The organism is Eikenella sp. HMSC071B05 (assembly GCF_001811325.1).
GTDB lineage: Bacteria > Pseudomonadota > Gammaproteobacteria > Burkholderiales > Neisseriaceae > Eikenella > Eikenella corrodens.
The window spans coordinates 402,760-427,353 of record NZ_KV804551.1; the positions used below are offsets into that span (position 1 = coordinate 402,760).

The following is a 24,594-nucleotide window of genomic DNA, read 5'->3' on the forward strand; positions in this document are numbered from 1 at the left end:
CAAAGGCGTGGGTAGTTAGGGATTTCTGCTAGCTGGCGGCTGGTAGCCTTTGAGGCAGCCTCTGGTGGTCGGAGTGCTGGTTTCGGCGGTGGTATTCCTTTAGCTGCCGGCAGCAATCATGATAACTGTGCCCTACGACGCAGTGAGCGCGGCGGTCTTGGCCAGAATAGTGTGTTCGAAAGGATTGAAAATGAAACGGCTTGACGTGTTGCGGTTTTCGATGGGTTTTTTATGGCTTTGGAGCGGGATACAGCCTGCTCTGACGGCAGCGGATATGTCGTTGGATTTACTGGGAAGGGCAGGTATTGCGGCAGAATGGCAGACGGTAGCGTTTTATGCCTCATCGGCTTTAGACGTATTTTTTGGGATTTTATGTTTCACAAAATTCAGAAATTACCGTTTTATATGGCTGGCACAATTTGCCGTAGTACTGGGCTACAGCGTGATTGTGGCGTGCAGGCTGCCTGAAATGTGGCTGCATCCATTTGCGCCGCTGGTTAAGAATGTGCCGATTTTGGCAGTGTTATTTTATTTGTTTAGAAACAATGATTAGGAGTGAATCATGAATACTTATATGGTGGTGAAAACCCTGCACATTATTTCGGCCACGCTGATGGTGGGCACGGGCTTCGGCACGGCGTTTTATCTGTTTTGGGCGAACCGTTCCGGCTCGGTGGCGGCGCAGGCGGTGGTGTCGAAATGGGTGATGAAGGCGGATTGGTGGTTCACCACGCCGGCGGTGATTTTCCAGCCGCTCTCGGGCTTGTGGATGCTGCATCATTTAGGCATGCCGCTCACGTGGGACGGGGCGTGGCTGTGGGTGAAGTGGACGCTGGCGCTGTATGCGTTGGCCGGGGTGTGCTGGCTGCCGGTAGTGTGGCTGCAAATCAAGATGGCGCGCCAGGCGGCTGCGGCTTGGAAGGCGGGTGGAAATACGCTGCCGGCCAGCTACAAACGCTATCAATTCTGGTGGGAAATGCTGGGCTACCCGGCCTTCTGTGCCACAGTGGTGATGTATTTTCTGATGGTGTTGAAGCCGATGTAGATGTGGGTTTGCCTCCGCGGAGGTGCCCGACAAAAGATTGTTAAACTGAAAATGGAGAATGATGATGCATACTTTATCTGTGATGTTGCTTTTGGTGATGGTGTCTTTAACGGTGAGCCTGGTGTGCTGGCTGGTTTTAGGTGTGTCTTTGCGGCGGGTACTAGCGTTTTTATGTAATGACCCGCGCGATGAAGTGAAGGAAATCAGCGGTATTTTTTGGCAGCGGCTGTATTTGAGCCTAACCCTGTTTACGCCGCTGTTGTGCGTACTGCTATTTGCGCCGAATTTCGAGCGCAGTTTGGCAGATAACCTGCTTTACGCCCTGCGCTGGGCCGTGTTTGGCGGCGTGAGTTTGCTGCTGGTATTGGCCTATTTGGTACGCAAACAGATTCAGGTGCTGCAACGCAGCGGTTTTGAGGGCGTGAAGCCTGAAATAGGCTGTAACATACCGACTGAAACATCAAAAGGATAAGATTTTACCCCTGTGCCGAGTGATGCTGCAAAAAATGGCCGCCGTACGCAAAATGTACAAAGGCTATCAAGGTTTTGCCTTGGTGAAACTGGCGAATTTGCCGCTGTTAAACAAACTGGCCGACCGGCTTTATCCGTGGTTCGCCCGCTACCGTTACCAATTTCCCAAATGGCTGCTGCCGCACCCCGAATGCGAAGGTGGCGTATGCCGAATCCCACTGAAAGAAAGGACGAAAAAAATGAAAAAATATTGGCTATCCATGCTGCTCCTGCCCCTCGCCACACAGGCCGTTGCCGAAAGCCAGGAGCTGGCACGCTGCCGCCAAGTGCTTAAAGACAATATGGAAATCATGGTATTTACCATGCCTTGCCCGCCTGATGCCTCTGCAGGAAACATTCCGCAACATAAATTTGAAAACCACCTGCGCCAAGTAGCGCGTTGCAACAGCCTGCTGGAAACCCGCTATGCCGCCGATGCCGCACGGGTGCAAGCCGAGCTGAACGCCTATGTGGAAGGCCCTGCTGCCGAGGCTCGCGCCTTCAGCCGCAACCCGCAGCGCAAACAGGCCTACTGCCGCCGACAAAACGCTACGGCGCGCCGTTTGCTGATGCGGTATTAAAACGCTTTCAGGTAGCCTGAAACAATGGCTACCTGAAAATCCACCTCTTGCCCGCACAAAAGGCTACCTGAAAGATTTCATCCAAAGAAATTAAGACATGATGAACATCGTCCTCTTCGGCGCAAGCGGCTTTATCGGCCGCCGTGTTGCCCAAATCCTGCGTGCGCACAGCCACACGCTGCGCACCCCGAGCCGCCGCGAATTCGATTATTTGCAGCCGAACGAAGCCGCCGCCCGCGAAATTCTGCGCGGCGCGGATGCCGTGTTCAACTGCATCGGCGTGATGAGCCGCCATGAAAACGTGCTGGAAACCGTGCATCACCGCACACCCGCGCTGTTGGCCAAAATTGCGGCGGAGCAGGGCGTGCGGCATTGGGTGCAGCTTTCCGCGTTGGGCGCCGACCCGAAACACGCCGTGCATTTTGTCGGCAGCAAAGGGCGCGGCGACGAAGCCGTATGCCAAATTGGCGCGGTACACGGCATGCGCGTGCTACTTGCCCGCCCATCGCTCGTGTATGGTCGCGGCGGCGCGAGCTGCGAGCTGTTTATCCGCCTCGCCAACCTGCCTCTTATCGCTTTGCCCAACGGCAGCCGCTTCGATGTGCAGCCCGTCCATGTTGCCGATGTAGCACAGGGCTTGGCTGATTTATTCACCTGCAGCCTGCCGCACGGTACGGTGCTCAATATGACGGGCAGCCGCTCGCTCACGCTGGCACAATACCTTAACATCCTGCGCCAAACCCTACACCGCAAGCCAGCCCAGCGCGTGCTACCGATACCGCTGCCATTGCTGCGCCCGGTGCTGCCGCTGGCCAAACTGTTCAGTAACGGCATCGTCAGCCCGGATAGTTTTACCTTGCTGCAACAAGGCTCTTGCGCCGATAGCCGGCCCTTCGCCGAGCTGCTCGGCCGCCCGCCGTTGGCGGCAGAACAGTTTGCGGCAGCAGAAGATATTGGCGCATAGCACCGAGCTTGTGCTGCAAGCCAAAGAGGCTACCTGAAAAGTGGAAAATCCTTTTTCAGGTAGCCTCTTAGCGCTTTTAGGTAGCCTTAGAGAAGAATGATAGGCAAGCTATTTTGTGCGCCAATCTGTTCTTCCTCCGCAGGTGGTGGAGTGATTTGGCAGCGAAACCAGTGACAGGTTTGCCTAGCTGGCAAGGATGGAAACCAGAGGGCGACAAAGGTACCTGGGCGTTTCAGCCGCGCCGCCGTTGCAGCACCCATTTGATGTCGTCGCCCAGCTGCTCGATGCCCACGGTGTGCCAATCAGGCTCGCGGCTGAGGGCGGCGGGGTTTTCAGGTAGCCTGAACAGAGTGGGCGATTGGGCGCCGCCGAGCAGCTTGGGCGCTTGATAGCAGACGATTTCGTCCACCAAATCCTGTGCCAAAAACGCGCTGCCCAGCGTAGCACCGGCTTCCAGCATCAGCTCGCCGATACCACGGGCGGCCAAATCGGCCAGCACGGCATGCAGGCTGAGGCGGCCTTGGGCATCAGCCTCCAAACGGCAGATTTCAGCCGCTCCGGCGGGTGCAGGGCGGTCGAACAAGGTGTAGATGAGCGTGGGAGCGCTGCCGTCGAGCAGATGGCTGCCAGCGGGTAGGCGCAGGCGGCTGTCGAGCAGCACGCGCAGCGGGGGACGCAGGGTGGGGAAATCGCGCACGGTGAGGCGCGGGTTGTCGGCCAGGGCGGTGCCGATGCCGGTGAGCACGGCGCAGCTTTCGGCGCGCTGGATTTGCACGTCGTGCCGCGCGGCTTCGCCGGTAATCCATTGGCTTTGGCCGTTGGCAAGCGCGGTTTTGCCGTCGAGGCTGGCAGCGGTTTTCAGCTTTACAAACGGGCGGCCGCGTTCGATGCGAGAGAGGAAGCCGCGGTTGAGCTGCCGCGCTTCGCGTTCCATCAGGCCGCAGGCTACCTGAATGCCGGCGGCTTCAAGCATGGCCAGCCCTTTGCCCGCCACCAGGGGGTTGGGGTCTTGCATAGCGGCCACCATGCGGCGCACGCCGGCGCGGATCAGGGCTTCGGCGCAGGGCGGAGTACGGCCGTGGTGGGCGCAGGGTTCGAGGGTAACGTAGGCGGTGGCGCCTTGCGCGGCGCTGCCGGCCTGGCGCAGGGCGTGCACTTCGGCATGCGGTTCGCCGGCCTTGAGGTGGAAACCTTGGCCGACAATCTGCCCGCCCTGGGCAATCACACAGCCGACGCGCGGATTGGGCGAAGTGGAAAAACGACCTTGCCAGGCAAGGGCAATGGCTTGCTGCATCAGGGCGTGGTCGGCGGGGGAAAATTGGGGCATTTTGAGTAAGGGGCGGATAGGGAAACGGGGTAAATAAGGTTTTCAGGTAGCCTTTAAACGGCAAGAAAGGCTACCTGAAAACGAAGCGAAGCGGAGTTTCTGCGAAGCTAAAACGAAGCAAAGCGAAGTTTCTACGAAGCTAACAAGATGCCGATGCTTTCAGGTAGCCTTCAAGGCTGAAACGGCAGGCCGAAGTGGCTGTAGCTGCGCTCGGTGGCGACGCGGCCGCGCGGGGTGCGCTGGAGGAAGCCTTGCTGGATGAGATAGGGCTCGATGACGTCTTCGATGGTGTCGGGGCTTTCGCCGATGGCGGCAGCGATGTTATCGAGGCCGACGGGGCCGCCGGCAAATTTGTGCAGCACGGCTTCGAGGAATTTGCGGTCCATCATGTCGAGGCCTTCGTTATCCACATCGAGCATTTGCAGGGCGGCATCGGCCAGGGCAGCATCCACGCGGCCGTTGCTTTTCACTTCGGCGTAGTCGCGCACGCGGCGCAGCAGGCGGTTGGCGATGCGCGGGGTGCCGCGGCTGCGGCGGGCGATTTCGAGTGCGCCGTTGTCGGCCAGGCTCATTTGCAGCAGGCTGGCGGAGCGGGAAACGATGGTGGCGAGGTCGGCGCTGCTGTAAAACTCGAGGCGGGAGACGATGCCGAAGCGGTCGCGCAGGGGGTTGGTAAGCATGCCGGCGCGGGTAGTGGCGCCGACGAGGGTGAAGGGGGGCAGGTCGATTTTCACGCTGCGGGCGGCGGGGCCTTCGCCGATCATGATGTCGAGCTGGTAGTCTTCGAGGGCGGGGTAGAGGATTTCTTCCACCACGGGGCTGAGGCGGTGGATTTCGTCGATGAAGAGTACGTCGTGCGGCTCGAGGTTGGTGAGCAGGGCGGCGAGGTCGCCGGCGCGCTCGAGCACGGGGCCGCTGGTTTGGCGCAGGTTGACACCGAGTTCTTTGGCGATGATGTGGGCGAGGGTGGTTTTGCCCAGGCCGGGCGGGCCGAACAGGAGGGTGTGGTCGAGGGCTTCGCCGCGCTTTTTGGCGGCTTGGATGAAGATGCCGAGCTGCTCTTTGGTTTTGGCCTGGCCGATGTAGTCGGCGAGGGTTTTGGGGCGCAGGGCGCGTTCGAGCTGTTCTTCCTGGCTGGAAATCTGGCGGGCGGTAATGAGGCGTTCGGGTTCGGCGGCGGTGAGGGAATCGGTGTGGAGCATGATGGGGAAGGGGGTTTTAGGTAGCCTTAGTGGGTTAATTTGGTTGCGGTTTTTTTAGTCTTTACAGCAGCGCTGCCTTGGTTTTGACAATTAGTTTCGCAGGAACTTCGCTTCGTTTTAGCTTCGCAGAAACTCCGCTTTGCTCCGTTTTCAGGTAGCCTTTTGGGAAGGCGGGGGAGAAGCAGGTGAGCTACCTGAAAATTATATTGCTGTGTCCGGTTGCATGTTAGCGAAATTTGTTCGGGCTTGCCGTTTGCCTTGCCGGAGCTCAGTTCGTTTGCTTTCAGGTAGCCTGTTGGGCGAGGAAAGCTTCGATTGAGCCGGGCTGGCGCAGGCTATTTTCCAGCCATTCCGGCAGCCATTCGGTGATGCGTTCGCCGGTGCGGCGGATGAAGGTGCCGGGCTGGGGTTCGTCGATATATTCTTGCTGGCGGACGAGGACGAGCGGGGCTTCGATGCCGGGTTGTTGCTGGGAAAAGGCGAGGGCTTCGGCATGGGTGGCGAAGGCATGGAAGTAGTCGTCGCCTTCATATAAATCGGGGGCACCGCGCTCGGGATGGCACCATACGCGGTATTCGAGCACGTCGTCGTAGAAATAGCCGCCGCCGGAATGGCAGTGGGCAGGGTAGGTGCCTACTTTTTTCGGATAGGCGGCGGGCGGGTAGGGCGGCTGGCTCATTTTGTGCGGCGCTTGTTGGGAAAATAATCAGAAGGCTACCTGAAATGGCAGCCTTCTGTTGCTGGGCTAGGGAGCAGATGCGCCCTTCGGCGGGGCGGAAGCAGCCAAGGCGGCGGCAGGGGCGGATGCCGGGGTAGCCGGGGCACTGGAATCGGTGGGCAGGGAGCTGTCGGGCAACAGGTTTTCATCGGCCTGCGATTCGATGCGCTTGCCGTTCATGCTGAAGGTTTTGTTGCGCACGACGATGTGGGTGCTCACAATTTGGTTGCCGTCGATTTTCAGGTAGCCTTGCCGCGCCATGCTTTCGAGCACGCTGTCGAGCCACAGGCGCACGGCTTCTTTGATTTCGTGGTCGGCATCGGGTAGTGAAGGATCGACGCTGATGTAGTTTTTGGCCTGGGCGGCGGTGAGCCGTTCGATCACTTGCTGCGGCGCGGCAATGTGGAAATCGGCGTCGGTTTTGGCGAGCAGATTGTCGATATCGTTCAAATCGGCAGCGGTGAGGCCGCTGAATTTGAGTTCGCCGTTGCCGCTGATCATGCCTTGCGGGGTGGTGAGGTCGAACTGTTTGAGCCGGATAACGGGATCGTTGGTGAACAGGCCGGCGGCTTCATTGCGCAGGGAGGCAAGCAGGGCTTCGCGCATTTGCTCGTCGCTGAGGCGCTGGGTGATGAGCTGGTCGCGGCGGGTTTTGAGTGCGGCGAGGCTTTCGGCATCGAGGTGTTCGGCGCTCACGTGGATGGCCAGCGGGCCGTAGTTGTCGCTGCCGTAGTTGAGCTTGGCGAAACCGAATTTACCTTCGGTGTTCACCCAGCGGCCGTCTTGATCCATGCGGGTTTCGATTTGCAGATCGTTGAGGGCGATTTTGGCAGGCGGCACTTGACCGTAGGGGTTGATGAAGCTGCCGATTTGCAGGTCGGACACCATGTTCAGCACATCATTGAGGCGGATATCGTAGTTAATGCTGTCTTTCCACTCCACTTCCACCTGGCCGAGAGTGAGCTTGCTGCTGCCCAAGGCAAGGTTGTGGCTGCCTTCGCGGGTTTCGGTGTGCAGCTGGAGGTTTTTGTAGGAAACGCTGCCTTTATCGGCCAGTGTGATGGTAAGGCCGGGGTTATTCAGGCTGCTTTGGTATTCGGTGAAGTATTTGGCGTAGTCGGTGCTGCCTTCGAGGCCTTGCCAGTTGATGGCGATGCCGGAGAGCTCTTGGTATTTGAAGGCGGGCACCTGCCAAGTGAGGCGGCCGTTGCCGTTGAGTTGGATCACGTTGCGCAGGCTGGCAGGGGCTTGGCTGCCGAAGAAGCGCTGCAGTATTTCACGGCTTTCGGGCTGAAAAACGAATTCGGTGTCTACCACGGCGCGCACAGGCATGCTGCCGTTGGCAAACAGGCTGTGTTTGATGTTGCTTTCCAGCGTGATGGGCTGGGTGAGGATGGTTTTGATGTTGTCGGGCAGTTTGTCTTGCAGCTGCGCGAGGAAGGTGGGTTTGAAGCGCACCACGGTGGTTTCGTGCGAACTGAACCAGCCGCGCTCGTAGCGGCGGGATTCGACTTGCAAGAAGGATGTGTGGCTTAGGATTTCATGCTGTTTGTTCAGGCTTTGTTCGGCTTTGATGCCGAGATAGTAGGGCGCACCGAGGAATAGGGCGGCCAGCAGCAGGATGAGGCCGGAGAACAGCCAAAGGAGTTTTTTCATGCAACAACCAAAATGCGTGATATTAGGAAAGCGCAAGGATAACACCAAAACGGGGCACTGTCTTGGTGCTGGGCAAGCAAGAGGCTACCTGAAAACGGATTTTTACTTTCGTTAAAATTGTTTTCAGGTAGCCTGTGTGCCCTTAACGGGCTAAAACGGACAGTAAATTAGGCGCCGGTGCCGCTTAGGGCGTTGATGCTGTAGCCGCCGTCCACGTAGGTGATTTCGCCGGTGATGCCGGAGGATAGGTCGGACAGCAGGAAGGCGGCGGTGTTGCCCACTTCTTCGATGGTTACGTTGCGGCGTAGCGGGTTTTGCGAAGCAACGTGGTTGAGCAGGCGGCCGAAATCAGCGATGCCGGCGGCAGCCAGGGTTTTAATCGGGCCGGCAGAGATGCCGTTGCAGCGGATGCCTTCGGGGCCGACGCAGGCGGCGGTGAAGCGGATAGCGGCTTCCAAGCTGGCTTTTGCCATGCCCATTACGTTGTAGTTGGGTATGGCACGCACAGCACCCAGATAGGTGAGCGCAAGGATGGCGCTGTTGCGGTTGCGCATCATCGGGCGGGCGGCCTTGGCCAGCGCAGGCAGGCTGTAGGCGGAAACGTCGTGTGAAATTTCAAAGGCTTCTCGGCTGATGCTGTCTAAGAAGTCGCCGCTGAGGGCTTCTTTGGGCGAGAAAGCGATAGCGTGCACCAGGCCGTCGAGACCATCCCATTTTTTGCCCAGGTCGGCAAATACTTGTTCAATTTCAGCATCATTTTGCACATCGCAGCGGAATACCAAATCGGAGCCGAAGTCGGCCGCCATTTTGCGCACGCGCTCTTCCAATTTGTCTACCACATAGGTAAACGCCAGCTCAGCACCTTGTTCACGGCAGGCTTTGGCGATACCGTAGGCAATGGAACGCTCGGAAATCATGCCGGTAATCAGGATTTTTTTGCCTTGCAAAAAGCCCATTTTTCTTATCCTCGGGGAAGTTGTCTGTGTGCAGGCTGTTTGGTTTTCAGGTAGCCTGCGCCCAAAAGCGGGGCATTATAGCTTAATTTAAGGTGCCAGAGTAAATCCGGCGCTGTTTTGCGTGTGCTGCAAACAGCCGAAACCCGCTGTTTTCGGCAGCGGGCTTCAACTTTTCGGTTTTGAGTATTGGGATGTTAAGCAATTGGTTTCGCTAGGCGCACTCCTGTGGAATTGGGTAGATATAGCTTCTTCAGCTATGCCCCATAAGAGAGGGGTATGGCTATTATACACAAACGATAATTGTTATCAATATTTAAATAGAAAATATTTTTATCAATACGCATGGATGCGATTTATTTTCACAATCCTAGCAACAGGCAATACGAGCAACTGACCAGCCGTTATATAATGCCGCCCGACTTTCGTTTTCAATCCTTTAACGCCATGAACACAGCGCACTCCACCGTTTCCGCACAACTGCTGCACGCCAACCAACTGGGCACAGACGAAATCGCCCGTGCTTTATCTGCCATTTCCGCCCATCAAGTAGACTATGCCGACATCTACTGCCAGCGCACCGCTTATGAAAGCTGGCATTTGGAAGAGGGTATGGTGAAATCCGGCAGTTTTCAGATTGATCAAGGTGTGGGCGTGCGGGCGGTGTCGGGCGAGAAAACGGCGTTTGCCTATGCCGACAGCCTAAGCCCGGCCGTATTGCGGCAGGCGGCAGAAGCGGTACGCACCATCGGCGCGGCGGGGCAGGAGCGGCAGGTTAAGCTGGCTGGTTCAGCTGGCCGCCAGCAGCTTGCACTCTATACGCCGGATAATCCGATTCACGGCTTAGATTCCGCCGCCAAAGTGGCGCTGCTCAACCATGTGGAGCAACTGGCCAAAGCTGCTGATCCGCGAATTGTACAAGTGATGGCCGGGCTGACTTGCGAACACGATTTAATCTATCTGGCGCGGTTGGACGGCATCACCGCTGCCGATATCCGCCCGCTGGTGCGCCTGAGCATTACCGTAGTCGCCAAGCAGGGCGAGCGGCGCGAAGTGGGCAGCTTTGGCGGTGGAGGTCGGCACGGGCTGGATTATTTCAGCGAAGAGCGGCTGCGCAGCTATGTGGAGGCGGCGGTAAAACAGGCCTTAGTCAACCTGGAATCGCGCCCCGCGCCCGCCGGCAGCATGACCGTGGTGCTCGGCAGCGGCTGGCCGGGCGTGCTGCTGCACGAAGCCGTGGGGCACGGGCTGGAAGGTGATTTCAACCGCAAAGGCACCAGCGCGTTTGCCGACCGTTTGGGCGAACGGGTGGCTGCTAAAGGCGTAACCGTGGTGGATCAAGGCAATATCGAGCAGCGGCGCGGCTCGCTCAATCTGGACGACGAAGGCAATGCCACCCGCCGAACCGTATTGATTGAAGACGGTATCCTGGCCGGCTACCTGCAAGACGAAACCAACGCCCGTTTGATGGGCATGGCAGTAACCGGCAACGGTCGCCGCGAAAGCTATGCTGCCGCACCCATGCCGCGCATGACCAATACTTTCATGCAAAACGGCAACCGCGAGCCGGAAGAAATCATTGCCTCGATTGAAAAAGGCCTGTATGCCGTGAACTTCGGCGGTGGACAAGTGGACATTACCAGCGGCAAATTCGTGTTCAGCGCCTCCGAAGCGTGGTGGGTGGAAAACGGCAAGCTGCAATACCCCGTGAAAGGCGCTACCATCATCGGCAGCGGGCCGGAAGTACTCAAACATGTGAGCATGATCGGCAACGACATGGCGCTCGACAGCGGCATCGGCGTGTGCGGTAAAGAAGGCCAGAGTGTGCCCGTGGGCGTGGGGCAGCCCACGCTGCGTATCGATGCCGGCTTAACTGTCGGCGGCAGCGAAACCGCTTGATAGACTTGTCGGCAAAGGCTACCTGAAAGAGGGTTTCAGGTAGCCTTTGTTGTATCTTGCTTTTGTACTGTTAGTGCATCATCGCTTGGTATGAAGATGTATTTAATCCAAGTTTCAAAACCAAAAGGCTACCTGAAAACTGTTTTCCTCGCAGGGACCCATTTTCAGGTAGCCTTTACCAATACAGAAGGTAAGACCAGCAAATAGCCCGTTGCGCCCAATGAAATAGCAATAGTTATCATACGCACACAAGCCAATGTTTCTAATGAAATTCCTAAAAAACACACTATTAAGTGCAAAGAAAAGTAAATATTTTATCCACTGATAATCATTGGCAGATTCACTTGGCTAAACTAAGCTGCCTAACCATTTTATTTTCCTGAAATTCTCTGCTGCACACTAAAAAGAAATCGCTTACTTTTCAGGATAATTATTCGCATTAATAAGCGCGATATGAGAATTTTCGCATTAAGCTGCGTATAATCCACCAAGTTGAAACGGCAGCATATATTACTGCTGCCATTACACGCATCATTCTATTTATTCACAGGAGCAAAACAATGCAAGGCAACAAAGAAGTTATCGACTACATGAACCAACTCTTGGCTGGCGAACTTGCCGCCCGCGATCAATATTTCATCCACTCCCGCATGTACGACGAATGGGGCTACACCAAGCTCTTCGCACGCATCGGCCACGAAATGGAAGACGAAACTGGCCACGCCGCCGATTTCATCCGCCGCATCCTGATGCTCGGCGGCACACCACAGATGGTGCCCGCTCCCGTGCGCATCGGTCGTAATGTGCGCGAAATGCTGCAATTCGATTTGGATACCGAATACGAAGTACGCGAAAACCTCAAACACGGCATCAAATTGTGCGAAGAAAAGCAAGACTATGTAACCCGTGATTTGCTGATCAATCAGCTCAAAGACACTGAAGAAGATCACGCCCACTGGCTCGAACAACAGCTGCGCCTTATCGACCTCGTTGGCGAGCAGAATTATCTGCAAAGCCAGCTGTAATACAGAAAGGAAAACGCATGAAAGGCGATCGCGAAGTTATCCGCCAGCTCAATAAAAATTTGGGCATCCTGCTCATTACCATCAACCAGTATTTCCTGCATGCCCGCATCCTGAAAAACTGGGGCTTGGGAGAGCTGGGCGGTTATTTCTACAAACAATCCATCACCGAGATGAAAGCAGCCGATGACCTGATCGAGCGCATCCTCCTGCTGGAAGGCCTGCCTAACCTGCAAGAGCTCGGCAAACTGCTGATTGGCGAAAACACCGAAGAAATCATCCGCTGCGACCTGCAAAAAGAGCAAGACAAGCACCAGGCATTGGTAGAAGCCATTGCCGTGTGCGAAGAAAAGCAGGACTACGTTTCCCGCCAGCTGTTGGAAAAACAGAAAGACGAAAACGAAGAGCGCCTCGACTGGCTGGAAACCCAGCTGGATCTGATGGAAAATTTGGGCTTGCAGAACTACCTGCAACTTGGGGCGCAAGAGGACTAAAAACACTACACCACTGCCAAACTCGGCAAAGCCCTTTCCAAATAGCAACAGCCTGTACGCTTCAGCGACAGGCTGTTTTTTGTGGAATCAATCCGTTTCAAGTAGCACAGGCTACCTGAAAAATTACGCTGCAAGTTTTAACTGCGCTAAAGCTTCCGCTTTCAGGTAGCCTTTGTGTGGCTGGGTTAGGCTACCTGAAACTTATTACTAGGAAAAGACAAGCAAATTTGGAAGCAAGGTGGCACAGCTATGGCTGTTGGTTCTCCGGTAGTTTCTGTATCCACTGCCATTGCTGTTGTAGTACATCTTGCAAGGCACGTTGTTTTTGTTCGGGGCTTTGCAGATTGCCAGTGATGCGTTGGTAATCGAGGGCAAAGTTGGGGCGGCTGATGCTGCCGTTGATTTTCAACGGCAACCAGAGGTCTTGGCCTGCACTGGCGAGCACGGCGTAGTTGAGGGAGGCAGTTCGAATGTCGAAGCTGCCTTGGCCGCTGAGATTGAGGCTATCGCTTTGCAGGCTGAGGCTGGGCGTGGTACCGATGCCGTTTTCTACACTGGCTTCGATGCTGAAATGGCGGAAGGGGGTGGTGCTCTCGGCGTTGTAGCGGATCAAGTTTTGGGCGGGTAGATTCTCGGGCTTGTTGAGGAGTTTACCAAGGTTGATGCCTTGCCACGCGCCGTTGTCGAGCACGATTTTGCCTTGTCCGACCAGGGTGGTGTGCCATTCGCTGCGTTTGAGACCTTCTGCACCCAGGCGGAAGGATGCATTGCCGCGTCCGCTGAGATGGTTGAAGCGGAAGGCGTCTTGCAGCAAGGGTTTGATTTGGATATTGTTGAATTGGATAGCGGTTTCCCATTTGGGCGGGCTGTCGTAGTGCAACACGGCACTGCCTTCGGCATTGCCTTCATACATCTGCATTTTGATGGTTTGGGCTTCGAGCTTGTCGGCATCAAGGTGCAGGGTGCTGTGGAAGTTTTGGATTTGCAGGCCGGAGCTTTCCAGTGTGCCGATATCGAGGGTAAGCTGAATTTGGCGATGACGCAGGGCACGCGGCCAGTATTGCAGCCACAAAGGGGCTGCGGTGTTTTCGGCAGCAGGGGCGGGGCGTTTGGTTTCGAGATAGCTGCTGAGCGAAAGTTTACTTAGATTGAGAGCCGCTTCGATGTTGTGGCCTTGCTCGTTGAGGCTACCGGAAATTTTCAGGTAGCCTTCGTTGTTATCAAGGCTGCCTCGCAGCTCTGCTTTCCAGTTTTGGCTATTGCCAGCGGCTTGGCCATGCCATTGACCGGAGAGATAGGGCATGCTGCCTGGGGCGGCGTTGTGGCGGGTGCTGAGATAAAGATTGTCGATTTGAAAATGCCCAGGCTGAGCTTGGAGGCGGCCGTTGGCGCTGTAGCCGCTGCTGCCTTGCTCGTATTCCACTGTGCCGCTGAGTTGGAAACCAGCGATTGACAAGGTGCGGTTTTGATAGGAAACCTTGTTGATGCTGCCGCTGCCGCTATGCCGCACGGTTTCAGCCGATGGTTGGCTGTTGTCAGCGTCGATGTTGAAGACAATGTGGGTTTCAGGCAAAACGACGCTGTCGGGGGAGAATTGCCAGTTGCGGGTATTGCCATCAATATTGAGCGACCAGGCAGGAACTTGGATACTGAGCCGGCCGTCTTTGGTATTGAGCCGGCTTTGCTCGGCGGTATAGTCGGCATTGCCTTGCCAAGCAGCGGTGAAGGGCTGGCCATTGGGTAGGAAGCCAGCCAAATTGGCTTGAAGTTGTTCAAAGTGGCTGCCGCTATAAGCGCCGGAAGCTTCTATCCGGTATTCCTGCGGGGTAAACAGGCTGGCAGAGAGGCTAAAGTTTTCGGCGGCACGATCGATAAAGCCAGACACTTGGCGCAGGGTTTGTTTTTGTTCGCCGTATTGCAGGCGCAGGGAACAATCATCAAGTTCGATATGGCGGGGCAGGGTGCTGCTTGCTGCTTGGTTAGCAGTGAACCCAGCCACTTCCCATTGCCCGCTTTCCAGCCGACGCGCGCTGATGCTGGCGCGTTGCAGGTGCAGACTGTGGATAGACACATCGCCCCACAAAGCCGACCAACTAAATGAAAGCCGTACGGCCTCGGCATTCAGCGTTTGGCCTTTTTCCTGCGCACGGCTCAATCCCACTTGGTGCAGCATCACATAAGGGTAGGGAAACCAGCCGCGTTCGATTTGGCGGCCATCAAAATTCAGCTGCTGGCCTTGTGCGGCAAGCATTTGGTTGGCGGTTTGGCGGATGCGGGCTTCACTGAGCAATCGGCTCAAACCGAATGATGCACCCAGCCACAATGCCAACAAAACCAGGCCGAAAAGCAGCGCTTTCAGCCAGAGTTTGCTCCAAATTTTGCCGGAATACAGCTGTTTGCTCATCGAAATACCGTACGCAATAGGGAATCAAACGAAAGGTAGCTGCTTTATGCCCGTCTGGCAAGGGTTTTAGCCGATTTTTTCAGAGGTGGCGGAGGGTAATCTGAAAATATCGGTTGAAAATGCTTGCCGATTTTTCAGGTAGCCTTGGCCGATATGAGGCTACCTGAAAATGCAAACCCCAAACATTCAAGCAAAATGGTTATATAATGCCCGCTTTCCTCCCCCTGCCTACCGCGCCATGCAGCTTGCCGATTTCGATTTCCACCTGCCCGAACACCTGATTGCCCAGCAGCCGCCCGAACGTCGCGGCAGCAGCCGACTGCTCGACGCCCGCCCCGGCCGCCCCCTATGCGACCGCCTGTTTGCCGAGCTGCCAAACCTGCTCGAAGCCGGCGACTTGCTCGTGTTCAACAACACCAAAGTGATGAAAGCCCGCCTGTTCGGGCACAAAGCCAGCGGCGGGCGCATTGAAGCCTTGATTGAACGAGTATTGGACGAACACTGCGCCCTGGCGCACATCCGCTCCTCCAAATCCCCCAAGCCCGGCAGCCTGCTGGAATTTGACGGCGGCATTCTGGCGCAAATGGAAGAGCGCGAAGGCGAGCTTTTTAAGCTGCGGTTTTCAGGTAGCCTCAACGTATACCAAATCCTCGAACAAACCGGCCGACTGCCGCTGCCACCCTATATTGAGCGCGCTGCCGACGCAGCTGATGACGAACGCTACCAAACCATTTACGCCAAACATCAAGGCGCCGTTGCCGCCCCCACCGCCGGCCTGCACTTCACCCCTGAGTTGTTGAACCAACTGCAGGCAAACGGCATCCGCCGCACCGAAGTGACCCTGCACGTGGGCGCCGGCACCTTCCAGCCCGTGCGCAGCGAAAATATTGCCGAACATAAAATGCACAAAGAGTGGTATAGCATCCCTGCTGAAACCGTTGAAGCTATTAAGGAAACCAAAGCAAACGGCAAACGCGTATGGGCGGTCGGCACCACCTCAATGCGCAGCCTGGAAGCCGCCGCCCAAAACAGCCATCTGCAAGCAGGCGAGGGCGATACCGATATTTTCATCACCCCGGGCTACCGTTTTCAGGTAGCCGACGGCCTGATTACCAACTTCCATCTGCCCAAATCCACTCTGCTGATGCTGGTGAGCGCCTTTTCCGGCGTCGAACACATCCGCACCGCCTACCGCCATGCCATCGAACAGCAATACCGCTTTTTCAGCTACGGCGATGCGATGCTGCTTACCCGGGCAGAGGCTACCTGAAAACAGGGCAGGGCGGCCATTTTCATTTTTCAGGTAGCCTCATATCCCCAAGGGGCTACCTGAAAACCATCCCTTCTCACACCCAACAGGAGAAAACATGATTCAAGAGCAGCTCAACCCCCTCATCCTTCCCGATCAAAACGGCAACTTCGGCCAACACGGCGGCCGCATCGGCCATCCCGCCCTTGCCCAAGCCCTCTCCGAACTGGAAGCCGGCTTTCACAGCATCATCAGCGATGCCGACTTCATCAGCGAAATGAAACGCTTGCAAGCCACCTATGTCGGCCGTCCCAGCCCCATTTACCACGCCCGCACCCTCTCCAAACGCGGCGCACAAATCTTCCTCAAACGTGAAGACCTCAACCACACCGGCGCCCACAAAATCAACCACTGCATCGGCGAAGTGCTGCTGGCTAAAAAACTCGGCAAGAAAAAAGTGATCGCCGAAACCGGCGCAGGCCAACACGGCGTAGCGCTGGCCACTGCAGCCGCCTTGCTCGGGCTCGAATGCGAAATCCACATGGGCGTGGTCGATATTGCCAAAGAGCACCCCAATGTATCGCGCATGAAAATCCTCGGCGCCAAACTCGTACCCGTATCTGCCGGGGCAGGCACACTTAAAGAAGCCGTTGATAGCGCTTTCGCCGCCTATCTGGAACAAATCGACAGCAGCATGTTTGCCATCGGCTCCGTGGTTGGCCCCGCACCGTATCCCGAAATGGTGGCCTATTTCCAAAGTATTGTCGGCCACGAAGCGCGCGAACAATTCCAGCACGAGCAGGGCGGTTTGCCGGATGAAGTCATCGCTTGCGTGGGCGGCGGTTCCAACGCCATCGGCCTGTTCAACGCCTTTATGGAAGACCAATCCGTAGCCTTGGTGGGCGTAGAGCCTGCAGGAGAAGGCCTCGACAAGCCCGGCCGCCACGCCGCCACCATGACCAAAGGCAAATTCGGCAATATCCAAGGCTTCAACTGCTACTACCTGCAAAACGAAGACGGCACACCCGCCGCCGTACATTCCATCGCCTCCGGTTTGGATTACCCCGGTGTCGGCCCGCAGCATTGCCACCTGAAAGATATCGGCCGCGGCCGCTACGAAACCGCCACCGATGCTGAATGCCTCAACGCCTTCCTGGCACTCTCACGCGAAGAAGGCATTATTCCCGCGCTCGAATCCGCCCACGCCGTGGCCTATGCCTTACGCCGCGCGGTCGAACTTGACGGCAGCAAACGCCTGCTGGTCAACCTTTCCGGCCGCGGCGATAAAGATATCGACTTCGTGTTAGGTAAATTGGATTTTGCTTAAATCTGTACCGCAACAATAAACAAACGCCGAAACGGTCAATCAATCCGTTTCGGCGTTTTTTGAAGGCGTATATCCTAAAAGATCAGCATAAGTAGCAAAGGCATCTGTATACAACTCAGGCATCCGATTTTTGCTATTCAATAATTACTTATGAATAATTTTACATAATATACATTATGCGAACTTTAGTATTGTTCATTTTATGCAGGCTAATTAAGTATACATTCGCTGATTTGAAACAATCTGCAAGGCAGCGAAATATTTTTGTTGTATATAACTAGAGTGTTCAATCTGTAGTTGTTATCTGCATTAGAAACATAAATTTTCAGGTAGCCTTTTCACATGCAATCAGGCTACCTGAAAATCTGCTACACAAATTTAAACTGCTTATAGATATACAATCTCGCCACTGCGGCCTTTGCTTTCCTCGCTCATCCAATACACAAACTCAGGGGCAAGTTCGCTTAATTCGCGGCGTTCGCTGCGAGATTCGCCAGGATGGGTTTTCATGCGTTGCGGGGAATTAACGGGACCAGGAACGAGCACGTTGGCACGCAGATTGGGGAAACGTGCCCATTCATCGGCGGCAACTTTGCACAAATAGTTCAAAGCGGCTTTAGAGGCGCCGAAGCCGCCCCAGTAGGCTTGCGGAGTTTCGCCATGACTCTCGCCGATAAAGGCCACCGAAGCGTCGGAGGCAGCCTGCAGCATAGGCAAACAGGCACGGGTGAGCGCCATGGGGGCGACGGTGTTGATGCGGTATTGGTTTACCCACTCAGCCACGGTTTGGAATTCGAGCGGCGAGAGTGCATAAAAATAGGCGGCACTATGAATGATGCCGTTGAGACGGCCACCGGTGGCTTCGGCTACGGCTTTGGCCAGGCGTTCGTATTCCTGTTCTTCAGCGGCCATCAGGTCGAACACCACGGCAAAGGGCTCGGGGCAGCCGGCGGAAACGATGGCGTCGTACACTTTTTCCAGCTTTTTCTGATGTCTTCCCACCAACACTACGGTGGCGCCGGCTTCGGCACAGGCGCGGGCGGCTTCGGCACCGAGGCCTTGTGATGCGCCGGTAATCAGGATGACTCTATCTTGCAGTTTCATGCGTTCCCTTTCTGATGATTGAGCTGGTGATTGGATATGCAGAAACTTGTCTTCCTGCGTAAAGATTGCGTATTTTCAATTGGTTTGATGTTTTCAGGTAGCCTGATAAATGCTGCTTGAGGCTACCTGAAATATGAAAATATCCAGGAGAGCTCTGGCATTTATACACAAGCCTGGGGCAAGTTTGCGCTCCCCATTGCAGGCTGCCATTTTCAGGTAGCCTGCCGCCCTGCCCGGCCAAACGGCTGCAATCAGCTGCCGATTTTGATCACTTCTGCGCCTTCTGCCCGGCCAATAATCAGCACGTGGGCAGGATGGCGGGCAAACAGGCCGTTTTCCACGATACCGGGGATGCGGTTGAGTTCGTCTTCCAGTTTGAGCGGCTCGTTGATCGGCATATTGTGCACATCGATGATTTTATGGCCGCTGTCGGTGGTGAAATTCAAGCGCAGCTGCGGGCTGCCGCCGTATTTGAGCAGCTGGCGCGACACCAGCGAGCGGGCGGCGGGGATGATTTCGATCGGCAGCGGGAATTTGCCCAGCCTGGAAACGTATTTGCTCTCGTCTACGATGCAGACGAATTTTTCGGCGGCGCTGGCCACGATTTTTTCGGCCAACAGCGCGCCGCCGCCGCCTTTAATCATTTGCAGGCTGTGGTTGACTTCGTCGGCGCCGTCGATATACACGGGCAGCTCGTCCGCCTCGGTGAGCGGCACTTCGGGGATGCCGTGTTGTTTCAAAAGTTCGCTGGTAGCTTTGGAGGTGGAAACGGCACCTTTGATGCGGATGCCGCTATTGGCCAGCTCTTCGATGAAAAAGTTTACGGTGCTGCCGGTGCCGATGCCGATGTAGGCATTTTCGGGCACGAATTCGAGGGCTTTTTGGGCGGCGGTGCGTTTGAGTTGGTCTTGGGCGGACATAGTGTTCTCCTGTTAGCGTGATTGGTGGGCTTGGCTTCGTTTCAGGTAGCCTTATTCTACTATGCGGGCGGGAGTTTGGGTATGCGGCCGCCCTGCCCTTTTGCTTTGGCGGACGGGGTTTAGAACTTTGCCCAGCCGGCAAAATCTTTTTTAATTTCCCAGCCTTTTTTCGTAAGCTCGGCGGCATGGGTGGGGAATAAATCCATGATGCAGTCTTGCCATACGTCGGAAAGGCTATCCTTGTAGGGGTAGGCGTATTGCGTTTGTTTCCGCAGGCGCAAACCGGCTTGCAGCAGCGCGCTGAGGCGGTTGAGTAATTCGTGCACAACAGTTTCGCCCAGTTCGTCGAAATAATCTTGGCGGAAGCTGAGCAGCAGGCCGCTCTGCGGCAGGCCGCCGGAGGTGGCGTCATCCAGCGTCAGGGTAAGCGCCGGCGTGGTGTCTTGCTTGGAACAGGTAACGGGGCTAGGGAAATTGGCAAAGAAGTAGGGAAAGTCAAAGGCTTCCGGATGGGTGCTGAGATAGTAGTTATCGGCAAGTTTCTGCAATTTTTCCGCGCGCCACGATAGGCGGCCGAGTTTGACTTCCCCGTTGCTGTCATATTGGCTGGCACCGATGCGCGGTATGCCTTTGATTTTACCTGCGAATGGGTTGATTTCGTTGATGAAGGCGGGCCAGAAGGCACGGTTTTCAAGGTGTTGCTTGATGCTAAGCGGGGCGAGGAGGATGAAGTTTTGGTGGAGGTTGGTGAATTTCATCGTGCGGCCTTTCCGGCTGGTGGCAGAGAGGCTACCTGAAAAGGAAAGAAGGGGCAAATCCGGTTTCAGGTAGCCTGATGGGGCTTGAGGCTACCTGAAAAACGGGCGGCTTGGCAAATCCGCGTCCCTCCCGCTCGTTTTTCGTTTTTATACGCGGAATTCGGGGTTTATCCGCCAGCCTTTTCCAGCAGCACCACGGCTTGGGCTTCGATGCCTTCCATGCGGCCGAGGTAGCCGAGTTTTTCGTTGGTTTTGCCTTTGATATTGACGCAGTTCTCAGCCAGCCCCAAGTCGGCAGCGATGTTGGCGCGCATGGCGTCGATATGGGGGAGCAGTTTGGGCTGCTGGGCAATAATGGTGCTGTCCACGTTCACTACACGCCAGCCTTGAGCCTGCACCACGGTGTAGGCTTGGCGCAGCAGGGCACGGCTGTCGGCGTCTTTATGTTCGGCGGCGGTGTCGGGGAAGTGGGTGCCGATATCGCCCAAGGCGGCGGCGCCGAGCAGGGCATCGGTGATGGCGTGCAGCAGAGCGTCGGCGTCGGAGTGGCCGAGCAGGCCTTTTTCAAAGGGGATGGTTACGCCGCCGAGGATGAGCGGGCGGCCGGGCACGAGCTGGTGGACGTCGTAGCCTTGTCCGATGCGGAGGGTCATGGAAGTTGCCTTTATTGGGTGGATTTTAGGTTTCAGGTAGTCTTGGAGCGGGAGGCTACCTGAAAAATTAATTGTCGATCAAATGGCCGAGTTTGGCGGCTTTGGTTTTCAGGTAGCCTGTGTTCTCGCTGTTTTGTCCCACCAAAAGTGGCACGCGTTCGGTGATTTTAATGCCGCTTTTCTCCATCTTGCTGATTTTATCGGGATTATTGGTAAGCAGGCGGATGGAGTGAACGCCGAGGTGTTGGTAGATGGCTTGAGCCAGGCTGAAATCACGGGCGTCTACGGGCAGGCCGAGGGCGAGGTTGGCTTCTACGGTATCGAGGCCTTGGTCTTGCAGCGCGTAGGCGCGGATTTTATTGATGAGGCCGATGCCGCGTCCTTCTTGGCGCAGATACACAATCACGCCGCGCCCTTCGCGCTGCACGGCCTGCATGGCGGCTTGTAGCTGGGGGCCGCAGTCGCATTTTTGCGAAAACAGGGCGTCGCCGGTGAGGCATTCGGAGTGGATGCGGGAGAGCACGGGCTCGCCGTTGGCGATATTGCCCATGCTCAGGGCGATGTGTTCTTGGCCGCTTGGCTCTTCGAAGCCGTGCATGGTAAAGATGCCGTATTCGGTGGGCAGGCGGCAGGAGGCGATGAATTTTAGCGGGGTCATGGTGCTTGTTTGGTGTGTGGAGTGCTTGTTTTTAACTTTCAGGTAGCCTTTATTCGACGGCGTCTTCCGGCTGCAACAAATCGGCGAGCGGTTCGGTCAAGGCAAGAGCCAGGCCGACCCAGATGCTTTGGGCGGCTTCATCGAAGGCAGCGGTGTGGCCATGTTCGAGATACACCACGCCGAGCACGCGGCCGTTTTCGGCGCATACCGGTACGGCCAGCTGGCTGCCGGGGCGGTGGCGGCTACCGGCGAGGTCGCCGTTTTGCAGCCATTGGGCAACGTCGTCTATTTGGTTCAGCCAGCCGGTTTGCGCGCTGCGCGTGGCCAGGTGGGCGGTGTGCGCGGCTTCTAAGTCTTGCTCTACGGCAAGCAGCTTTTCCAACGGCTCGCCTTGCGCCACCAGGTGCAGCAGGCTAACTGGTGTGTGCAGCAGATACACGGCGGCGCTGCGGCAGGGGCTAGCGGTATAGGCGGAATCAAGCGCCATAAAGATTTGGCGCAACCGGGCGTGGTGCGCTTCGTTGCGCGGCAGATGCTGCTCCAATACACCGTCCGCACTGCGATACCACAGGATTTCCGGCTCAATCTCCGCCCTGCCCGCCGCCATCACGCTGCTGGCGGTGAGCATGGCTATCTGCACCGCCTCTGCCGACAGTTTCAGGCCTTGGGTGCGCAGGTAGTCTTGAATCAATGCGGTGCTCATGGCGGCTTTCCTGAAAAATGGGCAATGATACTGCCAGATCGGGCAAATGACAATTTCCATTGCTATAGCAATCGGCTATCACCGCACTGCCCCTTGTGCCATGCCGACATTTTCAGGTAGCCTTCCCTCTTTTGATAACCAGCCATCCAACCGCGCCATGAAACTCAAACCCTTCCTCACGCAAGCCGCCTCCGTACTGCGCCGCCTCGACCAAATCCTGCCGCCCGAACAGCGCGAACCCGATTGGCAAGCCATCGCCTTCCGCTGGCAGAAACACGGCAACGGCGGCCTGCTCACCGCCCTGCCCCGCCCGCACACTTTTCCCCTCGCCCGCCTGTGTGCCATCAGCCCGCAAACCCAGCGTCTGGTGCGCAACACCGAGCAATTCCTCGCCGGCCGCCCCGCCAATAATGCCCTGCTCACCGGCGCTCGCGGCACGGGCAAATCCTCGCTGATCAAAGCCCTGCTGCACGAATACGCCGAGCGCGGCCTGCGCCTGATTGAAGTGGACAAACACGACCTGGCCGGCCTGCCCGCCCTGCTCGACTTGCTCTCCCCGCGCAGCGAAAAATTCATCGTTTTCTGCGACGACCTCTCCTTTGAAGACGGCGAAGACAGCTACAAAGCCCTCAAAACCGCGCTGGACGGCGGCCTCTCCCGCCGCGCCGACAACGTGCTGGTCTATGCCACTTCCAACCGCCGCCACCTCATGCCCGAACACATGGCCGACAACCTTGCCCGCATCGGCGAGCGCGGCGAAGTACACCCGCAGGAAGCCGTGGAAGAAAAAGTCTCCCTCTCCGACCGCTTCGGCCTTTGGCTCAGCTTCTACCCCTTCAGCCAAGAAGACTACCTCGCCGCTGCCGAAAGCTGGCTGGCCGATGCCGGCCTGCCGCTGGACGACACCGCCCGCCGCGCCGCCCTCCAATGGGCACAGATGCGCGGCAGCTGCTCCGGCCGCGCCGCCTACCAGTTCGCCTGCGATTGGGCCGGCCGCCTGCCGCACGAGCGGGAAGTGGATTAGCTGTTTGCAATAGATAAAAACCAAAGGCTACCTGAAAACCTTGGCAACAGGATTTTCAAGTAGCCTTTTTCATGCTGCGGCTAAGCCGCTAGCATCATCACACAAAATCTAAAATCGGCCAGCCGCGCTGTGCGGCGGTGAGGGTGAGTACGGGGTCGGGATTAACCGCTACGGGTTGGTTTACCTGCTCCAAGAGCGGCAGGTCGTTGCGGGAATCGCTGTAGAAATAAACTTTTTCGTAGTCGGCCTGGCTTTGGCCGCGTTCGGCCAGCCATTGGTGCAGGCGGGTGACTTTGCCCTCTTGGAAGCTGGGCGTGCCCACCGCTCGGCCGGTGTAGTTGCCTTCATCATCGGTTTCAAGGCTGATGCCGATGATGTTTTCAATGCCGAATTCGCGGGCGATGGGGGTGATGATGAATTCGTTGGTGGCGGAAATCAACAGCAGGGTGTCGCCGGCATCACGGTGGCTATCGACCAGCATTCTGGCCATTTGGGTGATGCTTGGGCAGATGCGCTGCATGAACTCGCGGTGCATTTCGTCCAACTCGGCACGGCTGTATTCGGCCAACGGGCGCAGGACGAAGGCGAGATAGGCATCGAGATCGAGGCAGCCTTTGCGGTAGTCTTGGTCGAACGCTTGATGGCGCTGCATATCGGCATCGCTGAAGATGCCTTTTTCGTGCAGGAAATTGCTCCATTCGCTGCTGGAATCACAGTTGATGAGGGTGTGGTCGAGGTCAAAGATGGCGAGATTCATTGGTTTAAATATCCTGTTGCAACAGTTGTTTGAGCAGAAGCAGCGTGATGGGTCGATGACTGGCAAGGGCGTGGCGGTCGAGCGCGTCGAGCATGGCCATCAGGCTGCCGATGTCGCGCCGCCAGTGGTGCAGCAGGTAGCGGAAAATATCGGGCGAAATACGGATTTGGCGGCTGCGAGCGGCTTCGATTAGGGCGGCAACTTTCTCTTCGTCGCTGAGCGGTTTGATTTCATACACCAGGCAGTAGCCCATGCGGGTGCGCAGGTCTTCGCGCACGGCTAAGCGCGGCGGCGGCACGCTGGCGCCAATCAGGAGCGCGCCCTGCCGGCTTTGGCGGATGTGGTTGCAGAAATTGAACAATTCGGCTTGGCCGTCGGCATCTAGGCTGTCTATTTGGTCGAGGGCGAGATGGCAGCCTGCCGGCGGCATCTCGTGCAATGGCTCGTTGGCAGCATTCAGATAGCGTGCGCTCAATCCGGCCGCTTCGGCCTGCGCCGCCCAGGCTTGGAGCAAATGGCTTTTGCCGGCGCCGGCCGGCCCCCACACATACACAAAGGGCTCGCGCTGCTCGCGCAAAACTTGCAACAGCTCGCGGTTGCCCTGGCCGAGAAAGGTGTCGAAACTCGGAGGAGCAGCGGGAAAATCGAGGATGAGTTGATTCATGA

At 56.7% G+C, this 24,594-nt stretch carries 25 protein-coding genes; 11 read left to right on the forward strand and 14 right to left on the reverse strand.

Annotation, left to right across the window (positions count from 1 at the left end; genetic code table 11):
* Positions 1-190 precede the first annotated feature (190 nt).
* From HMPREF2796_RS08050 to HMPREF2796_RS08070, 5 genes are all read left to right on the forward strand, one after another.
* Positions 191-553, forward strand: a complete 363-nt coding sequence (locus HMPREF2796_RS08050) for a DoxX-like family protein (RefSeq protein ID WP_070633466.1) — start codon at positions 191-193, stop codon at positions 551-553.
* 9 nt (positions 554-562) lie between these two features.
* Complete coding sequence (locus HMPREF2796_RS08055; protein ID WP_070632736.1) at positions 563-1,045, forward strand: DUF2269 family protein; 483 nt, start codon at positions 563-565, stop codon at positions 1,043-1,045.
* A gap of 58 nt (positions 1,046-1,103) precedes the next feature.
* Positions 1,104-1,517: a hypothetical protein gene (locus HMPREF2796_RS08060; protein ID WP_070632738.1), complete on the forward strand. Its 414-nt coding sequence runs from the start codon at positions 1,104-1,106 to the stop codon at positions 1,515-1,517.
* 22 nt (positions 1,518-1,539) lie between these two features.
* Positions 1,540-2,136, forward strand: a complete 597-nt coding sequence (locus tag HMPREF2796_RS11705; RefSeq protein WP_246826846.1) for a DUF393 domain-containing protein — start codon at positions 1,540-1,542, stop codon at positions 2,134-2,136.
* A 100-nt stretch (positions 2,137-2,236) separates the two neighbouring features.
* The gene (locus HMPREF2796_RS08070; RefSeq protein ID WP_070633468.1) at positions 2,237-3,100 is read left to right on the forward strand and encodes an NAD-dependent epimerase/dehydratase family protein; all 864 of its coding nucleotides are present in this window, start codon (positions 2,237-2,239) and stop codon (positions 3,098-3,100) included.
* A 232-nt stretch (positions 3,101-3,332) separates the two neighbouring features.
* Here HMPREF2796_RS08070 and ribD read toward each other — a convergent pair whose 3' ends face one another.
* The 5 genes from ribD to fabI all read right to left on the reverse strand — a co-directional run bounded on the left by ribD (position 3,333) and on the right by fabI (position 8,959).
* A complete protein-coding gene (gene ribD / locus HMPREF2796_RS08075; RefSeq protein ID WP_070632740.1) occupies positions 3,333-4,427 on the reverse strand; it encodes a bifunctional diaminohydroxyphosphoribosylaminopyrimidine deaminase/5-amino-6-(5-phosphoribosylamino)uracil reductase RibD in 1,095 nt (364 codons plus the stop codon).
* A gap of 170 nt (positions 4,428-4,597) precedes the next feature.
* Positions 4,598-5,629 carry a Holliday junction branch migration DNA helicase RuvB gene (gene ruvB / locus HMPREF2796_RS08080; protein WP_070632742.1) on the reverse strand — a complete coding sequence of 344 codons (1,032 nt, stop codon included), beginning with the start codon at positions 5,627-5,629 and terminating at the stop codon, positions 4,598-4,600.
* Positions 5,630-5,912: 283 nt separating this feature from the next.
* Complete coding sequence (locus HMPREF2796_RS08085) at positions 5,913-6,308, reverse strand: GCN5 family acetyltransferase (RefSeq protein ID WP_070632744.1); 396 nt, start codon at positions 6,306-6,308, stop codon at positions 5,913-5,915.
* A gap of 66 nt (positions 6,309-6,374) precedes the next feature.
* Positions 6,375-8,003, reverse strand: a complete 1,629-nt coding sequence (locus HMPREF2796_RS08090; RefSeq protein WP_070632746.1) for a YdgA family protein — start codon at positions 8,001-8,003, stop codon at positions 6,375-6,377.
* A gap of 167 nt (positions 8,004-8,170) precedes the next feature.
* Entirely contained in the window at positions 8,171-8,959 is a 789-nt protein-coding gene (fabI, locus tag HMPREF2796_RS08095) for an enoyl-ACP reductase FabI (RefSeq protein WP_003822686.1), read from the reverse strand.
* A gap of 444 nt (positions 8,960-9,403) precedes the next feature.
* Here fabI and tldD point away from each other — a divergent pair, with 444 nt between their 5' ends.
* From tldD to bfr (HMPREF2796_RS08110), 3 genes are all read left to right on the forward strand, one after another.
* Positions 9,404-10,855 (forward strand): metalloprotease TldD, encoded by a 1,452-nt coding sequence (tldD, locus tag HMPREF2796_RS08100; protein ID WP_070633469.1) that lies wholly within the window; start codon positions 9,404-9,406, stop codon positions 10,853-10,855.
* Positions 10,856-11,415: 560 nt separating this feature from the next.
* Entirely contained in the window at positions 11,416-11,880 is a 465-nt protein-coding gene (gene bfr, locus HMPREF2796_RS08105) for a bacterioferritin (RefSeq protein ID WP_023886537.1), read from the forward strand.
* Between the two features lie 17 nt (positions 11,881-11,897).
* Positions 11,898-12,371 (forward strand): bacterioferritin, encoded by a 474-nt coding sequence (bfr, locus tag HMPREF2796_RS08110; RefSeq protein WP_070632749.1) that lies wholly within the window; start codon positions 11,898-11,900, stop codon positions 12,369-12,371.
* A gap of 247 nt (positions 12,372-12,618) precedes the next feature.
* Here bfr (HMPREF2796_RS08110) and HMPREF2796_RS08115 read toward each other — a convergent pair whose 3' ends face one another.
* Positions 12,619-14,775: an AsmA family protein gene (locus HMPREF2796_RS08115; protein WP_070632751.1), complete on the reverse strand. Its 2,157-nt coding sequence runs from the start codon at positions 14,773-14,775 to the stop codon at positions 12,619-12,621.
* A gap of 238 nt (positions 14,776-15,013) precedes the next feature.
* On the opposite strand from HMPREF2796_RS08115, the gene queA reads away from it, so the two are divergent.
* Together queA and trpB are read left to right on the forward strand one after the other, a co-directional pair.
* A complete protein-coding gene (gene queA / locus HMPREF2796_RS08120; RefSeq protein WP_070633470.1) occupies positions 15,014-16,045 on the forward strand; it encodes a tRNA preQ1(34) S-adenosylmethionine ribosyltransferase-isomerase QueA in 1,032 nt (343 codons plus the stop codon).
* Between the two features lie 97 nt (positions 16,046-16,142).
* Positions 16,143-17,351 (forward strand): tryptophan synthase subunit beta, encoded by a 1,209-nt coding sequence (gene trpB, locus HMPREF2796_RS08125; RefSeq protein ID WP_070632753.1) that lies wholly within the window; start codon positions 16,143-16,145, stop codon positions 17,349-17,351.
* A 387-nt stretch (positions 17,352-17,738) separates the two neighbouring features.
* Here the strand turns inward: trpB and HMPREF2796_RS08130 are convergent, their stop codons facing one another.
* The 6 genes from HMPREF2796_RS08130 to HMPREF2796_RS08155 form a co-directional block, all read right to left on the reverse strand.
* On the reverse strand, positions 17,739-18,455 hold the full coding sequence (locus tag HMPREF2796_RS08130; RefSeq protein WP_003822699.1) for an SDR family oxidoreductase: 717 nt from the start codon (positions 18,453-18,455) through the stop codon (positions 17,739-17,741).
* 251 nt (positions 18,456-18,706) lie between these two features.
* Positions 18,707-19,375: a ribose-5-phosphate isomerase RpiA gene (rpiA, locus tag HMPREF2796_RS08135; RefSeq protein ID WP_003822701.1), complete on the reverse strand. Its 669-nt coding sequence runs from the start codon at positions 19,373-19,375 to the stop codon at positions 18,707-18,709.
* 119 nt (positions 19,376-19,494) lie between these two features.
* Complete coding sequence (locus HMPREF2796_RS08140) at positions 19,495-20,190, reverse strand: hypothetical protein (RefSeq protein ID WP_141749186.1); 696 nt, start codon at positions 20,188-20,190, stop codon at positions 19,495-19,497.
* A gap of 110 nt (positions 20,191-20,300) precedes the next feature.
* Entirely contained in the window at positions 20,301-20,786 is a 486-nt protein-coding gene (ispF, locus tag HMPREF2796_RS08145; protein WP_003822703.1) for a 2-C-methyl-D-erythritol 2,4-cyclodiphosphate synthase, read from the reverse strand.
* Positions 20,787-20,853: 67 nt separating this feature from the next.
* A complete protein-coding gene (gene ribA, locus HMPREF2796_RS08150; RefSeq protein WP_003822705.1) occupies positions 20,854-21,444 on the reverse strand; it encodes a GTP cyclohydrolase II in 591 nt (196 codons plus the stop codon).
* A 49-nt stretch (positions 21,445-21,493) separates the two neighbouring features.
* Entirely contained in the window at positions 21,494-22,147 is a 654-nt protein-coding gene (locus HMPREF2796_RS08155; protein ID WP_070632755.1) for a GAF domain-containing protein, read from the reverse strand.
* Positions 22,148-22,304: 157 nt separating this feature from the next.
* Between HMPREF2796_RS08155 and HMPREF2796_RS08160 the strand changes: the two genes are divergently transcribed.
* Entirely contained in the window at positions 22,305-23,171 is an 867-nt protein-coding gene (locus HMPREF2796_RS08160) for an ATP-binding protein (protein ID WP_070632757.1), read from the forward strand.
* 97 nt (positions 23,172-23,268) lie between these two features.
* Here the strand turns inward: HMPREF2796_RS08160 and HMPREF2796_RS08165 are convergent, their stop codons facing one another.
* Together HMPREF2796_RS08165 and hda are read right to left on the reverse strand one after the other, a co-directional pair.
* Positions 23,269-23,928 (reverse strand): HAD family hydrolase, encoded by a 660-nt coding sequence (locus tag HMPREF2796_RS08165; RefSeq protein ID WP_070632759.1) that lies wholly within the window; start codon positions 23,926-23,928, stop codon positions 23,269-23,271.
* A 4-nt stretch (positions 23,929-23,932) separates the two neighbouring features.
* The gene (gene hda / locus HMPREF2796_RS08170; RefSeq protein ID WP_070632761.1) at positions 23,933-24,592 is read right to left on the reverse strand and encodes a DnaA regulatory inactivator Hda; all 660 of its coding nucleotides are present in this window, start codon (positions 24,590-24,592) and stop codon (positions 23,933-23,935) included.
* Positions 24,593-24,594 lie beyond the last annotated feature (2 nt).